Here is a 24830-nt window from a genome sequence, read left to right as displayed (position 1 = left end):
CTAGGTTGCGCACATGGTCACATCAGCTCACGAGGGCATGCACCGGATCTTCCAGGAGCGGCCCGAGATTCTGTCTCCCGTGTTCGGGGTGCTGGGTGTCCCGTTATCCGCGAAGGCGGCCGTGGACGCTGTCACCACGGACGTGACGGAGACCCGGCCGCTCGAGCGACGCGTGGACACTGTGCTGCGCATCGGCCCGTCCGACGGCGAGGACTTCCTGCTCGCCATCGAGTCGCAGTCGTGCAAGGTTGCCGGCAAGGAGTCGAGTTGGGGGTACTACATCGCCTACCTCCAGGCGAAGTACGGGCTGCCTGTGTTGCTTCTCGTGGTCTGTCAGGACAGGGCCACGGCCAAGTGGGCGGCCGGTCCCTTCGACTGCGGCACGCGCGGCTGGACGGCTCAGCGGACGTATCCACTGGTGGCCGGCCCGGACAACCTGCCGGTGATCACCGACGCCCGGACTGCGGCGAAGAACCTCGCACTGGCTGCGCTCTCTGCCGTGGCACACGCCCGCAGCGCCGACTGCGACGCCATACTGAAGGCAATCACAACGGCCCTTCAGAAGATCCGGGAGACGGACCCCGAGACCGCCGACTACTTCTTCGACTTCCTGGAAATCAGCCTGGGTAACAGCCCAGCCGGAAAGAAATTGAAGGAAATCATGTCGTTCGTCAGCTACTACCCCGGCCGCGGGACGGTCCGTGAGACGGCCTACCTCGAAGGCAAGGCCGAAGGCGAGGCGAAGGGGATCCTGTCCGTACTGGAGGTACGCGGCATCCCCGTACCGGCCAGTGTGCGCGAGCGCATCACGACCTGCACCGATCTCGAGCGTCTCGACGCGTGGCTGGAGCGTTCCCGCACCGTCGCGCACGCGGAGGACCTGTTCGCCGAGGACCCGGAGGCTCCGGGGACCAGTCCTGAACAGGCCTGAGCGTTGGTCGACCAGCGAGACGGCCAAGATTGTGCCGTCACCGCGACACACGAGGCCGATCTGATCAGCGGGGAGTCGAGCCTGGGGTCGGCCGACGGATCGTAGAGTGCCCGGATGAGCATCATCGGGGTCGGTATCGACGTGGCCGAGATCGATCGGTTCGCGGCGTCGCTGGAGCGGACGCCCGGGCTGGTCGACCGGCTGTTTCTGCGGAGCGAGTTGCTGCTGCCCAGCGGTGAGCGGCGGGGTGTTGCCTCGCTCGCTGTGCGGTTCGCCGCCAAGGAGGCGCTCGCCAAGGCGCTCGGTGCGCCTCCCGGACTGCACTGGACCGACGCCGAGGTCTTTGTCGAGGACAGCGGGCAGCCTCAGCTGCGGGTGAAGGGGACCGTGGCGGCGCGGGCCGCCGAACTCGGCGTACGGTCCTGGCATGTGTCGTTGAGCCATGACGCGGGAGTGGCCTCGGCGGTCGTCATCGCGGAGGGGTGAGCCTCGCCGAGGCCGCTCCTCGTGCGTCCGTCAGCAGATCGACTGGCTGCTGTTCACCAGCGTGTTGTTGCGGAACGTGGTGTTCGTGCCGCAGGGGCTTTCGCGGATCGCCGAGTTCGTCACCGTCAGGTTCTGGATGGTGATGTCGGAGTTGTTCGGGAACTCCGAGCGGGCCGCCAGGCGGATCTCGCCGCCGCCGGTGACGCTGCCGCTCTGGGCGGCGATGTTCACGTTGTAGCAGTTCTCGATCAAGATCGAGTTGTTGCCGGTGTTGGAGATGTTCACCCGGTCGATGACCGCTCCGCCGCTCTCGGAGACGCAGAACACGCCGCGTCCGCCGCCTCGGGCGATCACTTCGCCCACGCGGATGTTGGTGGGATAGCCGCTGCCCACGCGGCCGTTGCGGTTGGCCATGCGGAACGCGGCGTACCCCGTGCCGGTGCCCGCGCCGTCCGCGTCGACCTTGGTCACCGTGGCGTTGATCGTCTGGTTCAGCAACAACCCCGATTCGCCCACGTTGCGGGCGGTGACCGTGCCGATGGTGATGCCGTCCACGCCGTACGTCTCGACCGCATGGCTGCTCGCACCGGAGACGTAGACGTTGTCGATGCGGACGTTGCGCGTCCACTGGCTCGTGTCGCCGCGATTGTCGATGCGGATGCCGAGGCCGGCCGACAGGCGCATGTCGATCTGACCGAGGATCACGTTCTGGACGTTGCGCAGGAAGACGCCGTACAGCGGGCTGCCGGTGACGTTCAGGTGCTGGACCTCCACGTCCCTGGTGCCGCGGGAGTAGACCGGCGCTTGATCGCCGGAGCCCGTGCCGGTGACGTTGATCGTGCCGCAGACGTCGAGGGCGGTGTAGCTGGGGAGGGAGATGCGGGATCCGGCGGACATCGAGCCCGAGCCGCGTACGACCACGCGCTCCTTGGAAGTACGGCCCGCGGTCAGGCTGTTGACGGCCGCCTGGACCGCTGCCCGCATGTCGGTGCCCGTGTGGACGACGCTGCTGCCGCGGCGGGCGGTCCAGGTGCTGCCGCTCTGCACGGCCTCCGCCTGGTACGAACCCTCTCCGCAGGCGGCGGCCGCCCGGGACGGAGCGGCGGTGGCCTGGGTGGGGGCGGTGAGCGTGCCTGCGGTGGTGAGGAGGGCGACCGCGCCGGTGGCGGCGAGAAGTGCGGCTCTGCGTCCCATGGGGATTGGGTCCTCTCGTCGAATCGTTCGACTGAATCGATTCATCCTGGGGGGCCGGTGAGTTTGGCAACGCGGTGGCACAGCGTCAATGGGTGCGACGAGGTTGGTGATGTGGGGGAGACTCGGGCGTATGCGGACTGCGTACAGCGTGGAGACGGTCAGGGCAGCTGAACGGGACTTGATGGCGCGGCTTCCGGAGGGGGCGTTGATGCAGCGGGCGGCCGCCGGGCTCGCCGCTGCCTGCGCGGACCTGCTGGGGCGCGTGTACGGCAGCCGGGTCGTGCTGCTGGTCGGCAGCGGGGACAACGGGGGTGACGCGCTGTATGCCGGGGCGCGGTTGGCCCGGCGCGGTGCGGGGGTGACGGCCGTGCTGCTGTCGCCCGAGCGGGCTCATGCGGGTGGGCTCGGGGCGTTGCGGCGGGCGGGGGGTGTCGTCGCGGGGGCCGGTGGCGCCGAGGAGTTGATCGGGCGGGCCGACCTCGTCGTGGACGGGATCGTCGGGATCGGGGGCAAGGGCGGGCTGCGGGCGGAGGCGGTGCCGCTGGCGGAGGCGGCGGCGCGGGGGCGGGCCCCCGTGGTTGCCGTGGACCTGCCGAGCGGGGTCGATGTCGACACCGGCGAGGTACGGGGGGCGGCCGTACGGGCCGATCTCACGGTGACGTTCGGGACGCACAAGCCGGGGCTGCTGGTGGATCCGGCGCGGGAGTACGCCGGGTCGGTGCGGCTCGTCGACATCGGGCTGGAGCTGCCTGCCGAGGCCGAGCTTGAGGCGTTGCAGCACGCTGATGTGGCGGCGCTGCTGCCGATGCCGGTGTCGGAGAGCGACAAGTACCGGCGGGGCGTTGTGGGGATCGCCGCCGGGTCGGGGCGGTATCCGGGCGCCGCGGTGCTCGCCGTCGCCGGGGCCCTGCGGGGCGGGGCGGGGGCCGTGCGGTACGTGGGGCCGGCCGGGGATGCGGTGATCGCGCGGTTTCCGGAGACGCTCGTGTCCGATCAGGGGCCTCGGCGGGCGGGGCGTGTGCAGGCGTGGGTCGTCGGGCCGGGGGCCGGGGACGACGCGGGGACGGTGGCCGAGGTGCTGGCGGCCGACGTGCCGGTGCTGGTGGATGCGGACGGGCTGCGGCTGGCCGACGCCGGGGCGGTACGGGGGCGTGGCGCGCCGACGTTGATGACTCCGCATGCCGGGGAGGCGGCGGCGTTGCTGGGGGTTGCGCGGGAGGAGGTCGAGGGGGCTCGGCTTGCGGCGGTGCGGGAGTTGGCGGGGCGGTATGGGGCGACCGTGCTGTTGAAGGGGTCGACGACGTTGGTTGCCGGTGCGGGGGGTGGGCCCGTACGGGTGAATTCGACGGGGACGCCGTGGCTTGCCACGGCCGGGAGCGGGGATGTGTTGTCCGGGCTTGCCGGGTCCTTGCTGGCGGCGGGGCTGTCTGCGGTGGATGCGGGGAGTGTGGCGGCGTATCTGCATGGGCTGGCCGGTCGGTATGCGGCGGATGGGGCGCCGGTGGGGGCGCATGATGTGGCGGGGGCGATTAGGGGGGCTTGGCGGGATGTGTGTGGGTGAGTGGGGAGCCCTGGGGTGAGTGGGGTGCGTCACCCGGCGACTGAGTGGTGACCGCCGGGGCAGTGGGCGGCGGGTGGGGTGCGTAACCCGGCGTTGCGGGGTGCCGCTGCGCCCACCCGTGCCGCCCTGGGGGTCCCCCCAGGCCCTTAAGGCACTGGGGGAGGCACGACTGCCCGCAGCTACGGGCGGCGCGACCGCCCGCAGCTGCGCTAGCACGGTGTCGAAGGGATGTCCGACCGCTCTGAGACACTAAGCGCGATGAGTACGACTGCGCATCTGCCCAGCGCCCCGTTGCGTGCCCGGGCCGAGATTGATCTGGGGGCCCTTCGGGCCAATGTGCGTGCCCTGCGTGCGCAGGCGCCCCGTGCGGCTCTGATGGCCGTGGTGAAGTCCGAGGCGTATGGCCACGGGGCGCTGCAGTGCGCCCGTGCGGCGGTGGACGCGGGGGCGACCTGGCTGGGTACGGCCACGCCCGAGGAGGCGCTGGCGCTGCGCGCGGCGGACGGGCTGCCGGCGGACGTCAGGATCATGTGCTGGCTGTGGACGCCCGGCGGGCCCTGGCGGGAGGCGATCGAGGCCGATCTCGACGTCTCTGTCAGCGGGATGTGGGCACTGCGGGAGGTCACCGAGGCGGCGCGCGGGGCCGGCCGGCCGGCGCGGGTGCAGCTCAAGGCCGACACCGGGCTCGGGCGGGGCGGCTGCCAGCCGGGCGAGGACTGGGCCGAGCTCGTCGGGCAGGCGGTCGGGGCGGAGGCCGAGGGGCTCGTCCGGGTCACCGGGCTGTGGTCGCACTTCGCCTGCGCCGACGAGCCCGGGCATCCGTCCATCGCCCTCCAGCTCGGTCGGTTCCGGGAGATGGTGGCGTACGCCGAGGGGGCGGGCCTGCGGCCCGAGGTGCGGCACATCGCGAACTCGCCGGCCACGCTCACGCTTCCCGAGGCCCACTTCGACCTCGTACGGACCGGGATCGCGTTGTACGGCATCTCGCCCAGCCCCGAGATCGGCACCCCGGCCGACTTCGGACTGCGCCCCGTGATGACGCTGTCGGCCTCGCTTGCGCTGGTCAAGCAGGTCCCCGGGGGGCACGGGGTCAGCTACGGGCATCGATACACCACCCCCGGCGAGACCACCCTCGGCCTCGTCCCGCTCGGCTACGCGGACGGCATCCCGCGGCACGCCTCGGGGACCGGCCCGGTGCTGATCGGCGGCAAGTGGCGGACCGTCGCGGGGCGGATCGCGATGGACCAGTTCGTCGTCGACCTGGGGGGCGACGTGCCCGGGACGGGGGCGGAAGCCGTACTGTTCGGGCCCGGCGACCGCGGGGAGCCCACCGCCGAGGACTGGGCGCAGGCCGCGGGGACCATCGCGTACGAAATCGTCACGCGCATCGGAACGCGTGTTCCCCGCGTCTATGTGACCGGGGAGCAGGACGGGTAACCCGCCCAGAGGTCCCGCAGCAGTACATCGACATCGTGTGTGACGGACACCGGAACCACCCGACCCACCAGCCCGGCGAAGAGGAGCGGTACGTGAGCGAGAGCAGTGCGGAGGGCGTAGCGAGCGCCGCCGCGGCGGCCGTCGCCTCCGCAACGGGGGCGGCCGGCAACTGGCGCAAGGTCACCGGCATCGCGGGCGCCGCCATAGGAGTCATCGCCGCGGGCGCGGCGGCCGGCGTCGCGATAGAACGGATGACCGTCGGCCGCGGCATACGGAAGAAGGCGCGGCTCGCCCTCGACTCGGCGGGGCCGTACGGCGCCCTGCGCGGCACGCCCGGCCGCGCCTACGCCGAGGACGGCACCGAGCTGTACTACGAGATCGACGAGGTCGAGACCGAGGCGGGAGTGGCGCCGCGCCGCCGTCGCCTCTTCGGCCGCAAGGCGCCCGCGCCCGTCACCGTCGTCTTCAGCCACGGCTACTGCCTCAGCCAGGACTCCTGGCACTTCCAGCGGGCCGCGCTCCGCGGTGTCGTACGGACCGTCCACTGGGACCAGCGCAGCCACGGCCGGTCGGGCCGGGGGGCGGCGCAGGTGCAGGACGGCGTGCCGGTCAACATCGACCAGCTCGGCAGCGATCTGAAGGCCGTCCTCGACGCGGCCGTGCCCGAGGGGCCGATCGTGCTGGTCGGGCACTCCATGGGCGGGATGACGTTGATGGCCCTGGCCGACCGGTATCCGGAGCTGATCCGCGAGCGGGTCGTCGCCGTGGCGCTCGTCGGTACGTCGTCGGGGCGGCTCGGCGAGGTCAACTTCGGGCTGCCCGTCGCGGGCGTCAACGCGGTGCGGCGGGTGCTGCCGGGGGTGCTGAGGGCGCTCGGGCAGCAGGCCGAGCTGGTGGAGAAGGGGCGGCGGGCCACCGCCGATCTGTTCGCCGGGATCATCAAGCGCTACTCCTTCGCCTCCCGGGACGTCGACCCTGCGGTCGCCCGGTTCGCGGAGCGGATGATCGAGGGCACGCCGATCGACGTGGTCGCCGAGTTCTACCCGGCGTTCACCGACCACGACAAGACGGAGGCGCTCGCCCTCTTCCAGGACATGCCGGTGCTCGTGCTGGCCGGGGTCAAGGACCTCGTCACGCCCAGCGAGCACAGCGAGGCCATAGCCGATCTGCTGCCGGAGGCCGAGCTGGTGCTCGTGCCGGACGCCGGGCACCTGGTGATGCTGGAGCACCCGGCGCTCGTCACCGATCGCCTCGCTGATCTGCTCGCCCGCGCGGGGGCGGTGCCAACCACGGCTACGGTGGGTGGCTGTGACTCCGCCTCCTCCTGACGGAGGTGGCTTCCAGCCTTCGGCTGCGGTCCAGCCCGAACCGGCCCCTCGCGGGGCGTAACCAGTGTACTACTGCAAGTGAGTGACGATGGAAGAAATCGCAGTGCCAATTCCGCCTGCCGAGCTGACCGTCACGTCCCCCGAGCAGATGCGCCAGCTCGGCCGCCGTCTGGCCAAGCTGCTGCGCGCCGGCGACCTGGTGCTGCTCAGCGGGGAGCTCGGCGCGGGCAAGACGACGCTGTGCCGCGGACTCGGCGAGGGCCTCGGGGTGCGCGGCGCGGTCACCTCGCCGACGTTCGTGATCGCCCGGGTGCACCCGTCCCTGGGGGGCGGGCCTCCGCTGGTCCACGTCGACGCGTACCGGCTGGGCGGCGGCTTGGACGAGATGGAGGATCTCGACCTCGACGTCTCGTTGCCCGATTCGGTGATCGTCGTGGAGTGGGGCGAGGGCAAGGTCGAGGAACTGACCGACGACCGGCTGCACGTCGTGATCCACCGGGCCGTCGGGGACACGACGGACGAGGTGCGGCACGTGACGCTCACCGGGATCGGGGAGCGCTGGGCCGCGGTGGACCTGAGCGTGCTCTCGGCCTGAGAGGCCGTGTGGCCTGGGAACTTCATGAACGTTCCGACAATACGTCGGCAAGATGTTGCGTCCGGCCGCTCGGGCGTGGTCACATGGTATCCAGTCCGTAGTTAGGTGTACCTAACTACGTCCGCCCCCGGGCCTCAGGAGGCGTCCATGTCGGCTACGGAACGAGACGAGACGGTGCCGCGCGTGGTGGCCGGGGTGTCGATGCGCGACCTGCTGGCGTCCTGCGCCGCCGCGCACACGATCTCGACGCCGCCGCGCGACCCCGAGCCGAGGGCGCCGCAGGTACCGCGCGTACGCCAGGCCCCCGAGGGCCACCGCGAGGCGGCGTAGCCCTATCGGATGACGACGACCTTCTGGCCGATCGTCGCGAACTTCCACATTTCGTTGCCGTCCGCTCGGGACTGGCGGATGCCACCGGTCCGCGCCTTCGGGTCGGGCCGCGGGGTCAGGCCGTTCTTCGCCGCGCTGAAACCGATGGGCACGTGGTCCACGCTGGTGAAGCGGACGACGTGCTCGACGGGGATGCCGTCGGATCCGGTGACCGCGCCCGAGCGGGACGTGACGTAGTAGGTGTCCGGCGCGGGGTCGACGGTGCTGGGGGTGACCCGGAACGTACGCATGACCCTGTTGTCCGGGCCGACCAGCCACACCCGGTCGTCGTCCAGGGAGTACACGACCCGTTCGCCGGTGCCGGAGTTGCCGGGCAGGGCGGTGGGGTTGTTCCTGTCCCGGGGGGCCTTCGACGCAGCCGTCGACCTGCCGCCCGCCGCGCTCAGCTCCGCCGGGATGTTCGCCGACGCCTGATAGCCGAGATACCCGACCGTCACGAGGGCCGCCGTCGTGAGACCGGTGACGAGTCCGGCGCTGGTGCTGGACACGGACGTCCACCTCCGGGTCGTTTTGTCCATATCTGTGGTGACGCTAGCAGTAGCGGAGGCGTGGGCCGGGGTGCCCCGAGGAGCCGTAGGCTGTTTGCGTGCTCTTGCTCGCTCTCGATACCGCAACTCCCGCCGTGACCGTCGCGCTGCACGACGGTACGGACGTCATCGCCTCGTCGAGCCAGGTGGACGCCCGCCGGCACGGTGAGCTGCTGCTGCCGGCCGTCCACCGTGTGCTCGGCGAGGCGGGGCTCACGCTGGACGCCGTCACACGGATCGTCGTGGGGATCGGCCCGGGCCCGTACACCGGGCTGCGCGTCGGGCTGATGACCGCCGACACCTTCGGGCTCGCGCTCGGCGTGCCCGTGCACGGCGTGTGCACGCTGGACGGCCTCGCCTACGCCGCCGACATGGAGGGCCCCTTCGTCGTGGCGACCGACGCCCGGCGCAAGGAGGTCTACTGGGCGCGGTACGCCGACTCCCGCACCCGCGTCACGGACCCGGCCGTCGCCCGCCCCGCCGACATCGCCGCGCAGGTCGACGGGCTGCCCGCGGTCGGTGCGGGCGCGCTGCTGTACCCGGACACCTTCCAGGTCGTGCACGAGCCCGAGCACGTGTCCGCGGCCGCCCTCGCCCGGCTGGCCGTGGAGCGGCTCGGCAAGGGCGAGGAACTCCCCGCACCCCGCCCGCTGTATCTGCGCCGGCCGGACGCCCAGGTGCCCAAGAACTACAAGGTGGTCACCCCGAAGTGACCGAGCCCGTGACGCCCGTGCTGCGTGAGATGCGCTGGTGGGACATCGATCCCGTGCTGGAGCTGGAGCGGGACCTGTTCCCCGAGGACGCCTGGTCGCGGGGCATGTTCTGGTCCGAGCTCGCTCATGCGCGCGGCCCCGGGGCGACCCGGCGGTACGTGGTCGCTGAGGACGAGGCCGGCCGGATCGTCGGGTACGCGGGCCTCGCGTCCGCCGGTGACATCGGGGACGTCCAGACGATCGCCGTCGCCCGTGACCACTGGGGCACCGGACTCGGCGCGCGGCTGCTGACCGAGCTGCTGCGGGCCGCGACCGCCTTCGAGTGCGCCGAGGTGATGCTCGAGTGCCGGGTGGACAACGTCCACGCCCAGAAGCTGTACGAGCGCTTCGGTTTTGAGCCCATCGGCTTCCGGCGTGGCTACTACCAGCCGGGGAACGTGGACGCCGTGGTGATGCGCCTGTCGACCGCGTCCGACAGCGGCTCCGCCGCGGGTGTGCCCTCGGCCCCCTCTGCACCCTCCGAACAAGGAACCGAGATCCATGACTGACGAACCCCTGGTCCTGGGGATCGAGACCTCCTGCGACGAGACCGGCGTCGGCATCGTCCGCGGTACCACCCTGCTCGCGGACGCCGTCGCCTCCAGCGTCGACGAGCACGCCCGCTTCGGCGGGGTCGTGCCGGAGGTCGCGTCCCGCGCGCACCTGGAGGCGATGGTGCCGACCATCGACCGGGCGCTGAAGGAGGCAGGGGTCAGCGCGAAGGACCTCGACGGCATTGCGGTGACCGCAGGTCCGGGGCTCGCGGGCGCGCTGCTCGTCGGGGTCTCGGCGGCGAAGGCGTACGCCTACGCGCTGGGCAAGCCGCTGTACGGCGTCAACCACCTCGCCTCCCACATCTGCGTCGACCAGCTGGAGCACGGGGCGCTGCCGGAGCCGACGATGGCGCTGCTGGTGTCCGGCGGGCATTCGTCGCTGCTCCTCTCCTCCGACATCACCTCCGACGTCCGCCCGATGGGCGCGACCATCGACGACGCGGCCGGCGAGGCCTTCGACAAGATCGCCCGGGTGCTGAACCTCGGCTTCCCGGGCGGCCCGGTCATCGACCGGTACGCGAAGGAGGGCGACCCGGACGCCATCGCGTTCCCGCGTGGTCTGACCGGCCCGCGCGATCCGGTGTACGACTTCTCCTTCTCCGGACTGAAGACGGCCGTGGCCCGCTGGATCGAGGCCAGACGGGCGGCGGGGGAGGAGGTGCCGGTGCGGGACGTGGCGGCGTCCTTCCAGGAGGCGGTCGTGGACGTGCTGACCCGCAAGGCCGTACGGGCCTGCAAGGACGAGGGCGTCGACCACCTGATGATCGGCGGCGGTGTGGCCGCCAACTCCCGGCTGCGGGCGCTGGCCCAGGAGCGGTGTGAGGCGGCCGGGATCCGGCTGCGGGTGCCCCGGCCGAAGCTGTGCACGGACAACGGCGCGATGGTCGCGGCGCTGGGTGCCGAGATGGTGGCCCGGGGTCGTGCGGCGTCGAGCTGGGACCTGTCGGCGGACTCGTCGCTGCCGGTGACGGACCCGCATGTGCCCGGGCACGATCACGTCCACGAGGTCAGCAAGGACAACCTGTACTCATGACCGTCGCGTTGATGTGGGAGGCCCGGGCGGTGGACGGGCGCGGCGAGGAACTGCTGGCCTGGGCGCGGAAGCAGGAGCTGGCCGAGCAGCCCCTGCGCCGGGAGACCTTCCGTGCCCCGCAGGACCGCGTCCTCGTCATCACCTGGTGGGACGCGGCCTACGACGCCGACCTCCCCGAACTTCCGGACCCGGACGGGGAGTTGGTCACTCGGGCGGTGCATCGGTGGCGGTTCGAGTCGGTGCGGGCGGACTGACCGGCGTGCAGGAGGTCACCCCACGCCGGACATCTCCGTCTCGCAGCGCAGTCGGCGATCCGGACCCAGCACCCTCACCGGTCCCGTGAGAGTCAGCTGTGCCGTGTGCCGTACGTCCGCGCTGGATGCCGCCAACCGCAGTTCCAGCGCGCCCGGTTCGACCACCCTTCGGCCGGACCGGTCGGTGAAGGCCGAGAGATCCGCATGGAAGCGGAAGGTCACGCGAGCCGCGTCCCCCGGCTCCAGCTCCACCCGGCGGTAGCCGATCAGACGGACGTCCGGGCGGGTCACGGAGGCCACCGGGTCGTGCAGGTAGAGCTGGACGACCTCCGCGCCCGCGCGGTCGCCCGTGTTGCGGACGACGACCGAGACGTCGTACGAGCCGTCCGTGCCGATGCCGGGATGCGTGCCCTCGACCGGCTCCCAGGCGAACGTCGTGTACGAGCGGCCGTGTCCGAAGGCGTACAGCGGGGTCGGGTCCAGGTTGCTGACCTCGCCCGCCAGGCCCAGCGGCGGCTGGAGGTACGTCCACGGCTGCCCGCCGGGCAGGTGCGGGACGCTCACCGGGAGCCGGCCGGAGGGGTTGACGCGGCCCGACAGGACTCCCGCCACCGCCGGGCCGCCCTCCTCGCCCGGGAAGAACGCCTGGACGGACGCGGCGAGCCGGCCGTGCCAGCGGCCCAGGGCGTACGGCCGGCCGGTGAGCAGGACCAGCACCACCGGGACGCCGGTCGCCACCAGCGCGTCCAGCAGATCGCCCTGGACACCGGGCAGACCGAGGTCGGCGGCGTCGCAGCCCTCGCCCGAGGTGCCCCGGCCGAACAGGCCCGCCCGGTCGCCCAGGACCGCCACGCACACATCCGCCTCCGCCGCCCGCGCCACCGCCTCCTCGAAGCCGGAGGTGTCGGGGTCGGCGACCCCGCAGCCCTCCGCGAACGTCACCTTCGCGTCGGGGAGTTCGGTGCGCAGCGATTCGAGAAGGGTCGGGATCTCGATGCCCGTCGGGACCTCGGGGTGGGAGGGCAGGACGTGGGAGGGGAAGGAGTAGCAGCCGAGCATCGCCAGGGCGTCCGCGGCCCTGGGGCCCACCACGGCGACACGGGTGTCCGGGGCCAACGGCAGCACGCCGTCCGGGTTGTCCAGCAGGACCACCGACTCCTCGGCCAGACGCCGGGCGAGCGCACGGTTCGCCGCCGGGTCCAGGTCGATCGACTCCTGCGTCTCGGGCTGCCAGTCCTCGTCCAGCAGGCCCAGCTCGCACTTCTGGAGCAGGACGCGGTGGGCCGCCCGGTCCACGAGTTCCTCCGGGACCGCCCCCGCCCGCACGGCGGCCACCAGCGGCTCCCCGAAGCACTTCAGCGTCGGCAGCTCGACGTCGATCCCGGCCGCCAGCGCCCGGTGCGCCGCCTCGGCCGGGGTGCCCGCCACGCGGTGCAGGGTCTCAAGGAATCCGACGCCGAAGTAGTCCGAGACGACGGTTCCGGTGAACTGCCATTCCTCCCGGAGGAGTTCGGTCAGCAGCCAGGGATCAGCGGACGCCGGTACGCCGTCCGTCTCGTTGTACGCCGCCATCACCGAGCGTGCGCCGCCCTCGCGCAGCGCCAGCTCGAACGGGGGCAGGGTGACGTCCGCGAACTCCCGTACGCCCGCCCGCACCGGGGCCAGGTTGCGGGCGCCGGCCGAGGACGCGTATCCGGCGAAGTGCTTGAGGGTGGCGACGATCCCGGCCGACTCCAGGCCCCGCACATAGGCGGCGCCGATCGTGCCGACCAGGTACGGGTCCTCGCCGATCGTCTCCTCGACCCGGCCCCAGCGCAGATCCCGTACGACGTCCAGGACCGGGGCGAGGCCCTGGTGGACGCCGACCGAGCGCAGGTCGGCGCCGATCCGCCGGGCCATCTCCTCGACCAGCGCCGGGTCGAAGGTCGCGCCCCAGGCGAGCGGGACCGGGTACGCCGTCGCCTGCCAGGCCGTGAACCCCGCCAGGCACTCCTCGTGGGCGATCGCCGGGATGCCGAAGCGACCGGCCTCGACGATCCGGCGCTGGGCCTGCGCCAGGGAGCGGGCACCGGCCGCCGGATCGACGGGGGCCGTGCCGAAGGGGCGGGTGAGCTGGCCCAGGCCGTGCCGGATCAGCTCGTCGAGATCGAAGGCATCGGTCATGTCGTGCTGGTGGGGGGCGACTCCGGCGCCGTCCGTGTCGGCCCCCACCCACACGCCGTACAGCTGGGCGGTCTTCTCCTCGAGGGTCATCCGGGAGAGGAGGTCGGCCACACGGGTGGCGGCGGGCAGGGCGGGGTCACGCCAAGGGGCGGTGCTCATGAAACTCCTGTCGGGAGGGTGGGGTCACGTACCGCTGGTCACTTGCCGCCCACGCCCATCAGGCCGCCCACCAGCGCGCGGCGGGCCACCAGGTAGACGGCGAAGATCGGGATGCCGGAGAGGACGACCGAGGCGAGCAGGGCGGGGATGTTCACGCCGAACTGGCTGACGTAGTTGAACAGTCCGAGGGTCAGGACGCGCGGACCGTCGGACTGGGTGAAGATCAGCGGGAAGAGGAAACCGTTCCAGGCCTGGAGCGCGGAGTAGATGACGACGGTGCCGATGCCGCCCTTGGCCAGCGGGACGGTCAGCTGGAACAGCATCCGCAGCGGTGAGGCACCGTCCAGAGCCATCGCCTCGTACAGCTCCTCGGAGATGTCCCGCAGCGTGCCGGTCAGGATCAGCACCGCCACCGGCATCGCGAAGGCCGCCGTCGGCAGGATGACCGCGAGCAGACTGTCGTAGAGGTTCAGCTTGGCGATCATCAGGTAGAGGGGCACCACGACCGCCTGCGCCGGGATCGCCACCCCGAGCAGGAAGAGCCGGAACGCGGCTCCCGACCAGCGGTTGCGGGTGCGTACGGCGACGTAGGCGAGCGGTACGCACAGCACCAGGACGATGGCCACGACCGCCGCCGCCACGATCGCCGTGTTCGTCAGGAAGTGGCCGAAGCCGTTGTTCAGGACGGTGTTGTAGTTCTCGAGGGTCGGATGCGTGGGCGGTTCGAGAGCGCCCTGGCCCAGGGCCTCGTCCTGGCGGGTGAGGGAGGCCGAGATCATCGCGTAGATCGGGATGATCACGACCGCGAGCCAGATCAGGGAGCCGAGGCCCGCTAGGGGGTTGGCGCGCCGGGTCCAGTGCCGGGGGCGGTGGCGGGCCGGCGGCGGTGGTGTGCCGGGGCCGGTGGTCTTCACAGGGCGGGGCAGCGTGTCGTGCGACATTCCGTCACATCCCTTCCCGGGTGCTGCGCATGGCGCCGAAGCCGGTCAGCCGCACCAGGAGCAGGGACAGCCCGGTCGCCGTCGCGACCAGGAAGGAGGCGATGGCGCTCGCGTAGCCGAAGTCGTAGCTCTTGAAGCCCGCCTCGTACATCAGGTACGGCAGGATCGCGGTGTCCGTGCCGGGGCCGCCCTGGGTGAGGATCAGCACCGTCTCGAAGTACGTGAGGGAGCCGACCACCATCAGAACGCCGGACGTGGCCATGGTGTTGCGCAGCTGGGGCAGGGTGATGGAGAAGAACTGGCGGTAGCGGCCCGCTCCGTCGATCGCCGCCGCCTGGTAGAGGATGTCCGGGATCTGGCGGGCGCCGCCCTGGTAGATCAGCGTGTGGAACGGGATGAACTGCCAGCCGCCGACGAAGACGATCGCGAGGAAGGCGCCGCTGGAGGAGCCGAGGGTGTCCTGCCGGACGATGCCGAAGTTCGGGTCGAGCAGGGCGTAGAAGAGCAGGGCGATCGCCGTCGAGGACAGCAGGAACGGCACGAAGAAGATCGCGGAGAGAACGGCCCGGTTGCGCTGCCGGCCCGCCGCCCACACGCCGAGCAGCAGGGCCACGACGGTCTGGAAGGCCCAGCTGACGACCGTGAGCAGGACCGTCAGCCACAGGGACTGGGTCAGACGGGGGTCGTCCAGCAGCTTCTGCCAGTTGGCCAGGCCGACCGGCCTCGGATCGCCGAGGCCGTTCCACTCGGTGAAGGAGAGGTAGAACGCCAGGGCCATCGGCGCCACCGCGAAGAACGCGAAGAACAGCACCCCGGGAAGGGCCCAGCCGGCGTGCGGCCGGCCGGCCCGGGTGCGCATGCTCATCGCCCGGGTGCTCGCGCTCACCGCAGCTCCTTGAGCGCCGAGACGAACCGGCTCGGCGTCGACTTGCCCACGAACAGCTTGTTGATCTCCGTGAGCATCGGCGTCTGGACACTCGGGTCGACCGCCTGGTCCCAGCTCAGCGTGAAGGCGGGGGCCTGCTCGACCATCTCGTACTGGAACTTGGCGAACTCGGGGTTCGGCGCGGCGTCCAGCAGCGCGGCCGCGTTGGACGTCGTCGGGATGTCGCCGTTGGCGACCAGGTCCTTGGCGTACGCCTCGGACGCGCAGTCCTTGAGGAAGGCGATCGCGGCGTCCTTGTTGCGGGTGCGGGCGTTGACGGACCAGTAGTTGGTGGGGTTGCCGACCACGTTGCGCACATCGCCGGAGCCGCCCTCGACCGTCGGGAAGGCCGCCCAGCCCAGGTCTTTCTTCGCGAAGTCGGGGAACTTGCCGAGCTGCGTGGAGTACTCCCAGGAGCCCATCAGATGCATCGCGGCCTTGCCCTTCGCGAAGACCGCGGGCGCGCCGCCGTTGACGTAGGACACGGAGCTGAAGCCCTCGCCGAAGGCGCCGTCGTCGATGAGATCCCGTACGGTCTCGGCGGCCTTCAGGACGGCCGGGTCGCCCCAGCCCGACGCGTCGCCGTTCTTGATCCGCTCGAAGACCTCGGGGCCGCCGATGCGGTCGACCAGGTACTCCAGCCACATCAGCTCGGGCCAGATGTCGGAGCCGCCGAGCGCGAAGGGGGTGATGCCGGCCTTCTTGAGCTTGGCGTTGTTGTCGAGCAACTGGTCCCAGGTGGTGGGCGGTTGCAGCTTGTGCTCGGTGAACACCGCCTTGTTGTAGAAGAGGATCACCGGCTGCATGCCGCGCATCGGTATGCCGTAGTTGCGCCCGTCGAGGCCGCCGGCCGCCAGCACCGAGGGCAGGAAGCCGTCCTTGAGGACCGGGTCGTTCTTGATGGTGTCGGTCAGGTCGACGAGCTGATCGGCCTCCTGGTACGCCTTGATCGAGCCGCCTCCCCAGTTGAACAGGACGTCGGGGGCGTTGGGCGAGCCCATCGCCGTGCGCAGCTTGGCCGGGTACTCGGTGCCCGGGATCTTCTGCAGCTTGACCGTGCCCTTGGCCGACTTCGCGGCGGCCGAGCCGTTGAAGCGGGCGACGGCCTTCTCCTGCACCTTCACGGCGTCGTCGCCGTACACGAGGGCGGTGAGGGTGCCGCCGCCGCTGCCGGAGCCACCGCCGGAGCCGCAGGCGGTGAGCCCGGTGGTGAGCAGGGTGGTGGCACCGGCGCCGAGCACCCAGCGCCTGCTGAACGTTCGCCCGCCATTGGACGACGTGGTGGACCCCATGACAGCACGCACCTCTCGAATGTTTCGTGCATCTTCTCGAATGTTCCGGGAACTTAAAGCGGTGCAGGAGGCCCGTCAAGAGGTCGCGCAGAGATACGATCGCCGCCATGACTCCCCCGGAACGCGCAGAAACCCAGACGACAGGGCGGTCCGCGCAGACCGCGACGCTCGCCGAGATCGCCCGCGAGGCCGGCGTCTCCGCTCCGACTGTTTCGAAGGTCCTCAACGGCCGCGCCGACGTGGCCCCGGGCACCCGCAACCGCGTCGAGGAGCTGCTGCGCACCCACGGCTACCGGCGGCGCCGGGCCGAGTCGTCCCGCTCGCCCCTGCTCGACCTGGTCTTCCACGAGCTGGAGAGCGCCTGGGCGCTGGAGGTCATCCGGGGCGTGGAGAACGTGGCCAGGGACGCCGGGCTGAGCGTCGTGCTCTCCGAGAGCGCGGGGCGGCTGACGCCCGGGCGGACCTGGGCCGACCAGGTCGCCGCCCGCCGTCCGCACGGCGTGATCCTCGTGCTGTCCGAGCTCGACGAGGCCCAGCGTGCGCTGCTGACCAGCAGGTCCATCCCGTTCGTGGTGATGGACCCGGCGGGCGATCCGGGCGCCGACGTGCCGTCGATCGGCGCCACCAACTGGCAGGGCGGACTGGCCGCCACCCGCCACCTGGTCGAGCTGGGGCACAGCAGGATCGGGGCGATCAGCGGGCCGTCGCGGATGCTGTGCAGCCGGGCCCGGGTGGACGGTTACCGGGCGGCGCTGGAGACGGCGGGGCTGCCGGTGGACCACTCGCTCGTCGCGGTCGGCGACTTCCACCACGAGTCCGGCTACCGGCTGGGCCTGGAGCTGCTGCGCCGCCCCGACCGGCCGACGGCGGTCTTCGCCGGGAACGACCTCCAGGCGCTCGGGCTGTACGAGGCGGCACGCGAGCTGGGGCTGCGCGTGCCGGAGGACCTGAGCGTGGTCGGGTTCGACGATCTGCCGGTGGCGCGCTGGGTGGGGCCGCCGCTGACGACCGTACGGCAGCCGCTGACGGAGATGGCCGAGGCGGCGGCCCGGCTGGTGCTGGAGCTGGGGCGCGGGGAGGGGGCTCAGGCCGCCACCCGGGTGGAGCTGGCGACCAGCCTGGTGGTGCGCAGCAGTACGGCGCCACCGGCCTCGTGACGGGAGTGGCCGGAAGCTGACGTATTGACGCATGGGGCGGCTGCCTCAACACTCCTCCGAAGCCAATCGGATGCACCACCGAAACTTTCGGAGGCACCCGCACATGAGATCTCTGAGATCAGGCCGGCCCCTGGCGTCGCTGTTCACCGGCCTCGCCGCACTCGGCGCCTTACTGGTCGCCGCCCCCTCGGCACACGCCGCCGACACCCCGCTGCGCGACCTCGCCGACGCCAAGGGCAAGATCATCGGCACCGCGGTCACCGGCTCCAAGCTCACCGGCACCTACGGCGACATCGCGGGCCGCGAGTTCAACTCGCTCACGCCCGGCAACGCCATGAAGTGGGAGTCGGTCGAGCCGAGCCGCGGCACCTACAACTGGGCCGAGGCCGACCGGATAGTGGACTTCGCCGAGGCGCACGACCAGCAGGTGCGCGGCCACACCCTCGTCTGGCACAGCCAGAACCCCGGCTGGCTGACGAACGGCTCCTGGACGCCGGCGCAGCTGAGCGGCATCCTCCAGGACCACATCACCACCGAGGTCACCCGCTACAAGGGCCGCCTCGCCGCCTGGGACGTGGTCAACGAGCCGTTCAACGAGGACGGCACCTACCGGCGGACCCTCTGGTACGACAACCTCGGCCAGGACTACATCGCCCAGGCCCTGACCTGGGCCCGGGCTGCCGACCCGGCTGCCAAGCTGTACATCAACGACTACAACGTCGAGGGCGTGAACGCGAAGAGCACCGCCCTGTACAACCTGGTCAAGTCGCTGAAGGAGCGCGGCGTCCCGATCGACGGGGTGGGCCTGCAGGCGCATCTGATCCTGGGGCAGGTGCCGTCGACGATGCAGCAGAACATCCAGCGCTTCGCCGACCTCGGGGTCGACGTCGCGATCACGGAGCTGGACATCCGGATGCAGCTGCCGGCCACGGAAGCGAAGCTGGCCCAGCAGGCCGCCGACTACCGGGCGGTCATGAACGCGTGCCTGGCGGTGTCCCGCTGCACCGGCGTCACCGTCTGGGGCTTCACCGACTCCGACTCCTGGATCCCGGACGTCTTCGAGGGCTACGGGGCGGCGACCCCGTACGACGAGAACTTCGCGCCGAAACCGGCGTACCACGCGATCGCGGAGTCCCTGGGCGGGAGCGGCACGCCCACCGGCGGGTGCTCGGCGACGTACGGCATCGCCGGTCAGTGGAGCACCGGCTTCACCGGGCAGGTCAGGATCGCCTGCTCGGGCGCGTCGCTGTCGTCCTGGAAGGTGAACTGGACGTACGGCGCGGGCCAGCGCATCACCCAGGCCTGGAACGCGACCTGCGCACAGTCGGGCGCGGCGGTCAGCTGCTCCAACGCCTCCTACAACGGGACGGTGCCGGACGGAGGTTCGGTGACGTTCGGGTTCAACGGGACGTGGAACGGGAGCAACACGGTGCCCGTGGTGACCCTGGGCTGAGAATCCTCAGCGGAATATGAGATTTCCGGAAGAAAACACGGCCTGACGTCCCTGCTCGTAATAATTCGGACTTACGTTCCTCCCTGTGACGGGACTTGACGAGGACGGGGACGACGGCAGAAGAGCGGGCCGGCGGTCGGGTGGGTGGAAGACCGCCGGCTTCGCACTGGCGGGCGTCCTGCTGCTGGGCGCCGCCGCGGGGGGCTGGGTCTACTGGCACCTGAACGACAACATCGAGAGCGTCGACATCAACAGCGCGCTCGGCGACGACCGCCCGCCGAAGCCGACGCCCTCCGTCTCCCCGTCCGCCTCGATGCCGCCCGGCGAGGCCCTCAACATCCTCGTGCTGGGCTCCGACTCGCGCAGCGGCGCCGAGAACCAGGCGCTCGGCGGCGGCGACAGCTCCGGCGGCGCCCGGTCCGACACGGCGATGGTCGTGCACCTGGACGCCGGACGCACCGATGCCACGGTGGTCAGCATTCCGCGCGACACGCTGGTCACCCGGCCGTCCTGTCCGCTGGCGTCCGGCGGAGAGACGGCCGAGGCGTACAACGCGATGTTCAACAGCGCGTACTCGGTGGGCGGTCCGGTGTGTGCGGTGAAGACCGTCGAGTCGATGACGAACGTCCGCATGGACCACTACATCGAGATCGACTTCTCCGGCTTCGCGAAGCTGGTGGACGCACTCGGCGGGGTCACCGTCACCACGGACGAGGACATCGACGACGAGGACAGCCACCTGACCCTGCCGGCCGGCACCCACCACCTCGACGGCGAACAGGCCCTCGGCCTGGCCCGCACCCGGCACGGCATCGGCGACGGCAGCGACCTGGGCCGCATCGGCCTCCAGCAACAGCTCGTGAAGGCGCTGCTGGAGCAGATCGCATCGACGAGCCTGCTCTCCGACCCGACCCGGCTCTACGAGGTCGCGGACACCGTCACCGGCAGCCTCACCACCGACACCGGCCTCGACTCCCTCGGCGAACTGGTGAGCCTCGGCCGGAGTCTGCAGGGCCTGTCCGCCGACCGGGTCGAGACGGTGACCATGCCGGTCGTCCCGGCCGCCGCGGACCGCAACCGGGTGGTGGCGCAGGAGCCGGAGGCGGGGGAGCTGTGGGAGTCGTTGCGGTAGGGCCGCCGGTCACCCGGCCCGGCCCGTTTTCGACGGTGGGCTGTGCACCAGCAGCCCGCCGCCGACCTGCGCGGCCCTGCGGGGGCGGGGTCCCTCACGTCTGGGGACCTCCAGTCGGGCCTGGATGGTCCGATGCCCCACAGCATCGCTCTGGTGCTGTGGGGGCGGTGCCGTCCTCCCCCAGTGCCTTAAGGGCCTGGGAGGTACCCCCAGCCGGATCGGGTGCCCGAGGGCGCGCCTGCCGATCGCCACGGCGGCCGCGTCGTGGCGAGTAGTCTTGCGGTTCTTCGTGGTGAGGGGCTTTTGCCAGTGCTGGGCGCCCCGCTTCGAGGTGTACGCGGGGTCGACCGCGATGACCGGCCTGAAGGCTGTGGATGTGGGCGAGCTGACACGGGCGGGCCAGCGCCCACTGGTCGTGCGATGCTTTAGTGATTGCCCCGGCCCAGCGCGAAGACGCCACCGGCGTCAGCACACGCTTGCGCGCCGCCCACCTGTCGGTGGAGTGCTCCAGGCCGTCCGCGCACCGCACCTTCAGGTCCTTCGAGGCCAGTGCGCCCAGATGCGCGCCCACTAGACGCACCACCTGCTCATCCTCGGCCGTCAGCTGTTTGATTCGGGTGCGGATCGCGACACCGGTCGGACCGGACGCGAGGAACGGCTTTGCCACATTCCGCAGCTCGCCCATCTGTCACCTCCGCCCCGAAAATCCCAGCCCCGTCACCGCATCCAACGAAGCCAGCCCGCAAAGGTCACGCATTCGAGACCAGTACTTCCGTTCCCCTCCCGAGGGATCGGCATGACGGCCGACAGGCGCGTCACGCCGCAGACTGTCAAGGCTCACTCCCGCTCACCTGGGCAGGCTTGAGCACATTCCGGCTGGAACAGCTCGCTACCCCAACGGGTGGCCCACCAGCATCGCCGGATGACCCGCGACCCGGGTCAGGAAGACGGTGGCCGCGTTGGGTCCGTGAGGCTTGACCTTCTTGCGCAGTTCTTCCGGCGCGACGGCCGAGCCCCGCTTCTTGACGGTGAGGATCCCGACCTCCCGCTCCCGCAGCAGCGCCTTCAACTTCTTGACGCTGAAGGGGAGTTGATCGGTGATCTCGTAGGCGGAGGCGTACGACGTGACACGCGCCTCGTCGGCCGTGACGTACGCGATGGTCTCGTCGACCAGCCCGCCGCCCAGCTCGTCGGCCACCTCGGCGACCAGATGGGCGCGGATGACGGCGCCGTCGGGCTCGTAGAGAAAGCGCCCGACGGGACGCACCGGGGGATCGGGCAGCCCGCGGGAGTGCAGTGTGCGCGGCCCCGGCAGCAGGGTGGCTCGCACCAGGCCGGGCTCGGTGCCGAACCACAGCACCGCTTCCTTCACGTCCCCGCCGTCCGAGATCCACTCGGCCTCGGCCGTGTCGGGCACGGCCTCGTGCGGAATGCCCGGCGCGACCTTCAGCGCGGCGTGCGGGGCCCGGGCGGCCGCCTGTACGGCCCACGACAGCGGCGGCGAGTACGCCTCCGGATCGAAGATCCGGCCCCGTCCGCCCCGCCGCGCCGGATCCACGAAGACCGCGTCATACGCCGACACGTCCACCTCCGTGACATCCGCCTGACGCACCTCGATCAGCCCGTCGAGCCCCAGCGCCTCGGCGTTCGCACGCGCCACCGCCGCCGTCAGTGGATCCCGGTCCACGGCGAGGACCCGGATCCCGGCCCGGGCGAGCGCGACCGCGTCGCCGCCGATCCCGCAGCACAGGTCGGCCACGGAGGTCACGCCCAGCTCCTGGAACCTCCGCGCGCGGTACGCCGCCACGCTCGCCCGCGTCGACTGCTCCACGCCGTCGGGGGTGAAGAACATCCGCTCCGCGTCCTCGGCCCCGAACTTCGCCACCGCCCGCTGCCGCAGCAGCGCCTGGCCGAGGGCCGCCGACACCAACTCGGCCGGGTGCTCGCGACGCAGCCGGGTCGCGACGGCGAGTTCCTGGGCGGGGTCCGTGCCGCGCACCTCGTCGAGGAGGGCCCGGCCTTCGGGGGTGAGCAGGGGAGCGAGGAGGTCGTTCACCAGGCCATTGTCGGCCAGTCGGTGGATGGTGCGCCTCCGGCGGCGGTGTCGGCCGGGGTTCGCGAGCCGGTCCTGCGAGGATCCGCAAGCATGCGAGTAGTACTACAAAATGACAAAAACCGGTCGCGTTGGCGTCCGGGGGCCAGGGCCTCGGTCGCCGCACTGACCCTCGCCGCCATCGCCTCCGGCTGCGTGCAGGGCGGCTCGGAGGTGCCGCCCGCTCCCGGCCAGCCCCCGCCGCTCAAGGCGCCCCCGGCCCGCGCCCTGGACGGCTACGCCGCCAAACTCCGCGCCGAGTACGCCGTCCGCGCCGCCGCCGCGAAGCGCTGGGGTCTGAAGGAGGTCCCCCTCAAGCCGCCGCCACCCCCGGTGAAGAAGCCGAGGATCACGACGCGTGAGGGCTTCGAGGTCGACGGCCACCTCGAGGACGACCTCCCGCCGGTCTTCACCACCATCCCCACCCAGCACAAGATCGTCTTCCTCACCATCGACGACGGTGCGGAGAAGGACCCGGCGTTCCTGCGGATGATGAACGACCTCGATGTCCCGTACACGGCCTTCCTCAGCGACTACCTGGTCAGCGAGGACTACGCCTACTTCAAGCGGATGCAGGACAACGGTGTGGCCCTGAACAACCACACCCTGAACCACCCGTACCTGCCCGGCCTCTCCTACGACGACCAGAAGCGCGAGATCTGCGGCATGCAGGACGTCATCGAGAAGCGCTACGGCAAACGCCCGCTCCTCTTCCGCCCGCCCTTCGGCAACTACAACAAGGACACCCTGCACGCCGCCAAGGCCTGCGGCATCAAGTACGCCCCCCTCTGGAACGAGGAGGTGTTCGTCGACCACTGGGACTACCGCGAATGGGACCAGGACCTGCACCCCGGCGACATCGTCCTCAGCCACTTCCGCGGCCGGGACGACTGGGAAGGCACGATGCCCGACATGATCCGCCGGTTCCTCGACAAGGTCACGGCCCAGGGGTACGCGGTGGCCCCGCTGGAGGACTACCTGTGACCAGGGCCTGTTCGGCGGATGGGGAGTCGGCGACTGACGACAACGCCGCAGAAGGGCGTGCCAGACCCCGCGTCTGCGACCTGATCCGCCGGACAGGCCCCAGGCGCAGACGGCTGGCCGGCCCCGCACTGCTGCTGATCCTGCTGACCGGCTGCGCCCTGACCGTCACCCCCGCCGAGCGCTCCGCCCAGGGGCCGTCGGACCGGGCGGGAGCCCCCGGTTCGCCCTCGGAAGCCCCGGCCCACGTCCGCTGGGGCCTGACCGCCCCCCTGGCTCCGGCCCCACAGCCGTCCCTCTCGCTCCCCTCCCGGCGCCCGGGCAGCCTCCCACCCGTCGTCGACCGCGTCCGGACCCGCGACAAGGTCGTCTTCCTGACCTACGACGACGGCGCCGAGAAGGACCCGCGGTTCGTCGACATGGTCCGCGAACTGCGCCTGCCGGTCAGCATGTTCCTCACGGACAGCGTCGTCGGACCGGGCTACGGCCACTTCGCCCGCCTGCGCTCGGTCGGTGCTAGCGTCCAGAACCACACCCTCGACCACGCCGCCCTGCGCGGACTGCCGTACGCCGGTCAACGCGCCGAGATCTGCGGCCAGCAGAACAAACTCCGGTCCCGCTTCGGCATCCGTCCCCGCCTCTTCCGCCCGCCCTACGGCACGTACGACACGACCACCCTGCGCGCCGCCGCCGACTGCGGCATCGCCGCCGTGGTCCTCTGGCGCGCCACCATGAACGCCGACACCCTCGCGTACACCGACGGAGCCCCCCGCCTCCACCCCGGCGACATCATCTCCGTCCCCGCAACAGAAACCCCCACCCCGACCCTGCGGTCCCGCACGACCCACCTGCTGCGCCTGATCCAGCAGGCGGGCCTGACGGTGGGACGGCTGGAGGACTACCTGTAGGGGGCTGGGGAGCAGCCCCCGGGTCGCTCCGACGCAGGGCACCGAACAACCGTCGGCCACAGAAACCCCGCGCCGCGCCGCACGGCAATTGGCACTCCGCTTGACCGAGTGCTAACCCCGGTCATAGTCTCGGCTCTGGCACTCGACACAGGAGAGTGCCAACAAAGCGACGGGCAGGTCCGGCACCCGCGACGACGGATCGACCTGGTCGCCACCTCAGACAGTTAACCCCGTGAGATCTCCGAAGGGGGAGGTCGGATCGTGACGACCGCCAGCTCCAAGGTTGCCATCAAGCCGCTCGAGGACCGCATCGTGGTCCAGCCGCTGGACGCCGAGCAGACCACGGCCTCTGGCCTGGTCATTCCGGACACCGCCAAGGAGAAGCCCCAGGAGGGCGTCGTCCTGGCCGTGGGCCCGGGCCGCTTCGAGAACGGCGAGCGCCTTCCGCTCGACGTCAAGACCGGCGACATCGTGCTGTACAGCAAGTACGGCGGCACCGAGGTGAAGTACAACGGCGAGGAGTACCTCGTCCTCTCGGCTCGCGACGTGCTCGCGATCATCGAGAAGTAAGACCACCTCAAGTTT

Annotated in this window: 24 protein-coding genes and 1 pseudogene; 17 read left to right on the top strand and 8 right to left on the bottom strand. The window is 71.3% G+C overall.

Going from position 1 to position 24830, the window contains the following annotated elements; translation table 11 throughout:
* Positions 1-13: 13 nt before the first annotated feature.
* Together ACFVJQ_RS04985 and ACFVJQ_RS04980 are read left to right on the top strand one after the other, a co-directional pair.
* The gene (locus tag ACFVJQ_RS04985; RefSeq protein WP_385780979.1) at positions 14-931 is read left to right on the top strand and encodes a hypothetical protein; all 918 of its coding nucleotides are present in this window, start codon (positions 14-16) and stop codon (positions 929-931) included.
* A 114-nt stretch (positions 932-1045) separates the two neighbouring features.
* On the top strand, positions 1046-1417 hold the full coding sequence (locus ACFVJQ_RS04980) for a holo-ACP synthase (RefSeq protein ID WP_385512578.1): 372 nt from the start codon (positions 1046-1048) through the stop codon (positions 1415-1417).
* 30 nt (positions 1418-1447) lie between these two features.
* Here ACFVJQ_RS04980 and ACFVJQ_RS04975 read toward each other — a convergent pair whose 3' ends face one another.
* Positions 1448-2611 carry a hypothetical protein gene (locus tag ACFVJQ_RS04975; protein ID WP_385512579.1) on the bottom strand — a complete coding sequence of 388 codons (1164 nt, stop codon included), beginning with the start codon at positions 2609-2611 and terminating at the stop codon, positions 1448-1450.
* 130 nt (positions 2612-2741) lie between these two features.
* On the opposite strand from ACFVJQ_RS04975, the gene ACFVJQ_RS04970 reads away from it, so the two are divergent.
* The 5 genes from ACFVJQ_RS04970 to ACFVJQ_RS04950 all read left to right on the top strand — a co-directional run bounded on the left by ACFVJQ_RS04970 (position 2742) and on the right by ACFVJQ_RS04950 (position 7862).
* Positions 2742-4172, top strand: coding sequence for an NAD(P)H-hydrate dehydratase (locus tag ACFVJQ_RS04970; RefSeq protein WP_385512580.1), 1431 nt, complete (start codon positions 2742-2744; stop codon positions 4170-4172).
* A 258-nt stretch (positions 4173-4430) separates the two neighbouring features.
* Entirely contained in the window at positions 4431-5609 is a 1179-nt protein-coding gene (gene alr, locus ACFVJQ_RS04965) for an alanine racemase (protein ID WP_385780974.1), read from the top strand.
* A gap of 92 nt (positions 5610-5701) precedes the next feature.
* Positions 5702-6937, top strand: coding sequence for an alpha/beta fold hydrolase (locus ACFVJQ_RS04960; protein WP_385512582.1), 1236 nt, complete (start codon positions 5702-5704; stop codon positions 6935-6937).
* An 88-nt stretch (positions 6938-7025) separates the two neighbouring features.
* Positions 7026-7532 carry a tRNA (adenosine(37)-N6)-threonylcarbamoyltransferase complex ATPase subunit type 1 TsaE gene (tsaE, locus tag ACFVJQ_RS04955; RefSeq protein WP_385780970.1) on the top strand — a complete coding sequence of 169 codons (507 nt, stop codon included), beginning with the start codon at positions 7026-7028 and terminating at the stop codon, positions 7530-7532.
* A gap of 147 nt (positions 7533-7679) precedes the next feature.
* Positions 7680-7862 carry a hypothetical protein gene (locus ACFVJQ_RS04950; protein WP_224735457.1) on the top strand — a complete coding sequence of 61 codons (183 nt, stop codon included), beginning with the start codon at positions 7680-7682 and terminating at the stop codon, positions 7860-7862.
* A 2-nt stretch (positions 7863-7864) separates the two neighbouring features.
* Here ACFVJQ_RS04950 and ACFVJQ_RS04945 read toward each other — a convergent pair whose 3' ends face one another.
* Positions 7865-8410, bottom strand: a complete 546-nt coding sequence (locus ACFVJQ_RS04945) for a hypothetical protein (RefSeq protein WP_385780967.1) — start codon at positions 8408-8410, stop codon at positions 7865-7867.
* Between the two features lie 98 nt (positions 8411-8508).
* Here ACFVJQ_RS04945 and tsaB point away from each other — a divergent pair, with 98 nt between their 5' ends.
* The 4 genes from tsaB to ACFVJQ_RS04925 are packed head-to-tail and all read left to right on the top strand — an operon-like array spanning position 8509 to position 11042.
* Positions 8509-9162: a tRNA (adenosine(37)-N6)-threonylcarbamoyltransferase complex dimerization subunit type 1 TsaB gene (tsaB, locus tag ACFVJQ_RS04940; RefSeq protein WP_385512585.1), complete on the top strand. Its 654-nt coding sequence runs from the start codon at positions 8509-8511 to the stop codon at positions 9160-9162.
* A 29-nt stretch (positions 9163-9191) separates the two neighbouring features.
* Positions 9192-9710 carry a ribosomal protein S18-alanine N-acetyltransferase gene (rimI, locus tag ACFVJQ_RS04935; RefSeq protein ID WP_385512704.1) on the top strand — a complete coding sequence of 173 codons (519 nt, stop codon included), beginning with the start codon at positions 9192-9194 and terminating at the stop codon, positions 9708-9710.
* Positions 9703-10788 carry a tRNA (adenosine(37)-N6)-threonylcarbamoyltransferase complex transferase subunit TsaD gene (gene tsaD, locus ACFVJQ_RS04930; RefSeq protein WP_385512586.1) on the top strand — a complete coding sequence of 362 codons (1086 nt, stop codon included), beginning with the start codon at positions 9703-9705 and terminating at the stop codon, positions 10786-10788. Before rimI ends, tsaD begins: the two co-directional genes overlap by 8 nt.
* Entirely contained in the window at positions 10785-11042 is a 258-nt protein-coding gene (locus tag ACFVJQ_RS04925; RefSeq protein WP_385512587.1) for a hypothetical protein, read from the top strand. The genes tsaD and ACFVJQ_RS04925 overlap by 4 nt, the downstream gene beginning before the upstream one ends.
* Positions 11043-11057: 15 nt before the next feature.
* On the opposite strand, the gene ACFVJQ_RS04920 is transcribed toward ACFVJQ_RS04925, so the two are convergent.
* The 4 genes from ACFVJQ_RS04920 to ACFVJQ_RS04905 are packed head-to-tail and all read right to left on the bottom strand — an operon-like array spanning position 11058 to position 16522.
* A complete protein-coding gene (locus ACFVJQ_RS04920; protein WP_385780963.1) occupies positions 11058-13364 on the bottom strand; it encodes a glycoside hydrolase family 3 N-terminal domain-containing protein in 2307 nt (768 codons plus the stop codon).
* 38 nt (positions 13365-13402) lie between these two features.
* Positions 13403-14305: a carbohydrate ABC transporter permease gene (locus ACFVJQ_RS04915; RefSeq protein WP_385512589.1), complete on the bottom strand. Its 903-nt coding sequence runs from the start codon at positions 14303-14305 to the stop codon at positions 13403-13405.
* Between the two features lie 4 nt (positions 14306-14309).
* Positions 14310-15164: a carbohydrate ABC transporter permease gene (locus ACFVJQ_RS04910; protein ID WP_385512705.1), complete on the bottom strand. Its 855-nt coding sequence runs from the start codon at positions 15162-15164 to the stop codon at positions 14310-14312.
* 23 nt (positions 15165-15187) lie between these two features.
* The gene (locus ACFVJQ_RS04905; RefSeq protein WP_385512590.1) at positions 15188-16522 is read right to left on the bottom strand and encodes an ABC transporter substrate-binding protein; all 1335 of its coding nucleotides are present in this window, start codon (positions 16520-16522) and stop codon (positions 15188-15190) included.
* Positions 16523-16629: 107 nt separating this feature from the next.
* On the opposite strand from ACFVJQ_RS04905, the gene ACFVJQ_RS04900 reads away from it, so the two are divergent.
* From ACFVJQ_RS04900 to ACFVJQ_RS04890, 3 genes are all read left to right on the top strand, one after another.
* Positions 16630-17679, top strand: coding sequence for a LacI family DNA-binding transcriptional regulator (locus ACFVJQ_RS04900; protein WP_385512591.1), 1050 nt, complete (start codon positions 16630-16632; stop codon positions 17677-17679).
* Between the two features lie 103 nt (positions 17680-17782).
* Positions 17783-19132, top strand: coding sequence for an endo-1,4-beta-xylanase (locus tag ACFVJQ_RS04895; protein ID WP_385512592.1), 1350 nt, complete (start codon positions 17783-17785; stop codon positions 19130-19132).
* An 85-nt stretch (positions 19133-19217) separates the two neighbouring features.
* The gene (locus ACFVJQ_RS04890) at positions 19218-20264 is read left to right on the top strand and encodes an LCP family protein (protein ID WP_385780958.1); all 1047 of its coding nucleotides are present in this window, start codon (positions 19218-19220) and stop codon (positions 20262-20264) included.
* A 348-nt stretch (positions 20265-20612) separates the two neighbouring features.
* On the opposite strand, the pseudogene ACFVJQ_RS04885 reads toward ACFVJQ_RS04890, so the two are convergent.
* Both ACFVJQ_RS04885 and ACFVJQ_RS04880 read right to left on the bottom strand, forming a co-directional pair.
* Positions 20613-20949 (bottom strand): annotated as a pseudogene (locus ACFVJQ_RS04885) (IS200/IS605 family accessory protein TnpB-related protein); the annotation flags it as partial.
* Between the two features lie 204 nt (positions 20950-21153).
* Entirely contained in the window at positions 21154-22320 is a 1167-nt protein-coding gene (locus ACFVJQ_RS04880; RefSeq protein ID WP_385512594.1) for a methyltransferase domain-containing protein, read from the bottom strand.
* A gap of 90 nt (positions 22321-22410) precedes the next feature.
* Between ACFVJQ_RS04880 and ACFVJQ_RS04875 the strand changes: the two genes are divergently transcribed.
* The 3 genes from ACFVJQ_RS04875 (at position 22411) to groES (ending at position 24815) form a co-directional block, all read left to right on the top strand.
* Positions 22411-23340: a polysaccharide deacetylase family protein gene (locus ACFVJQ_RS04875; protein WP_385780955.1), complete on the top strand. Its 930-nt coding sequence runs from the start codon at positions 22411-22413 to the stop codon at positions 23338-23340.
* Positions 23341-23423: 83 nt separating this feature from the next.
* Positions 23424-24245 carry a polysaccharide deacetylase family protein gene (locus ACFVJQ_RS04870; protein WP_385781029.1) on the top strand — a complete coding sequence of 274 codons (822 nt, stop codon included), beginning with the start codon at positions 23424-23426 and terminating at the stop codon, positions 24243-24245.
* Between the two features lie 261 nt (positions 24246-24506).
* Complete coding sequence (gene groES, locus ACFVJQ_RS04865) at positions 24507-24815, top strand: co-chaperone GroES (RefSeq protein ID WP_055493212.1); 309 nt, start codon at positions 24507-24509, stop codon at positions 24813-24815.
* Positions 24816-24830 lie beyond the last annotated feature (15 nt).

The sequence above is a fragment of the Streptomyces sp. NPDC127197 genome, from assembly GCF_042672405.1.
In the GTDB taxonomy this organism is placed as follows: Bacteria; Actinomycetota; Actinomycetes; order Streptomycetales; family Streptomycetaceae; genus Streptomyces; species Streptomyces flavusporus.
Note: the sequence above shows the minus strand (reverse complement) of the source record. Positions and strands in the feature narration are given on the sequence as shown.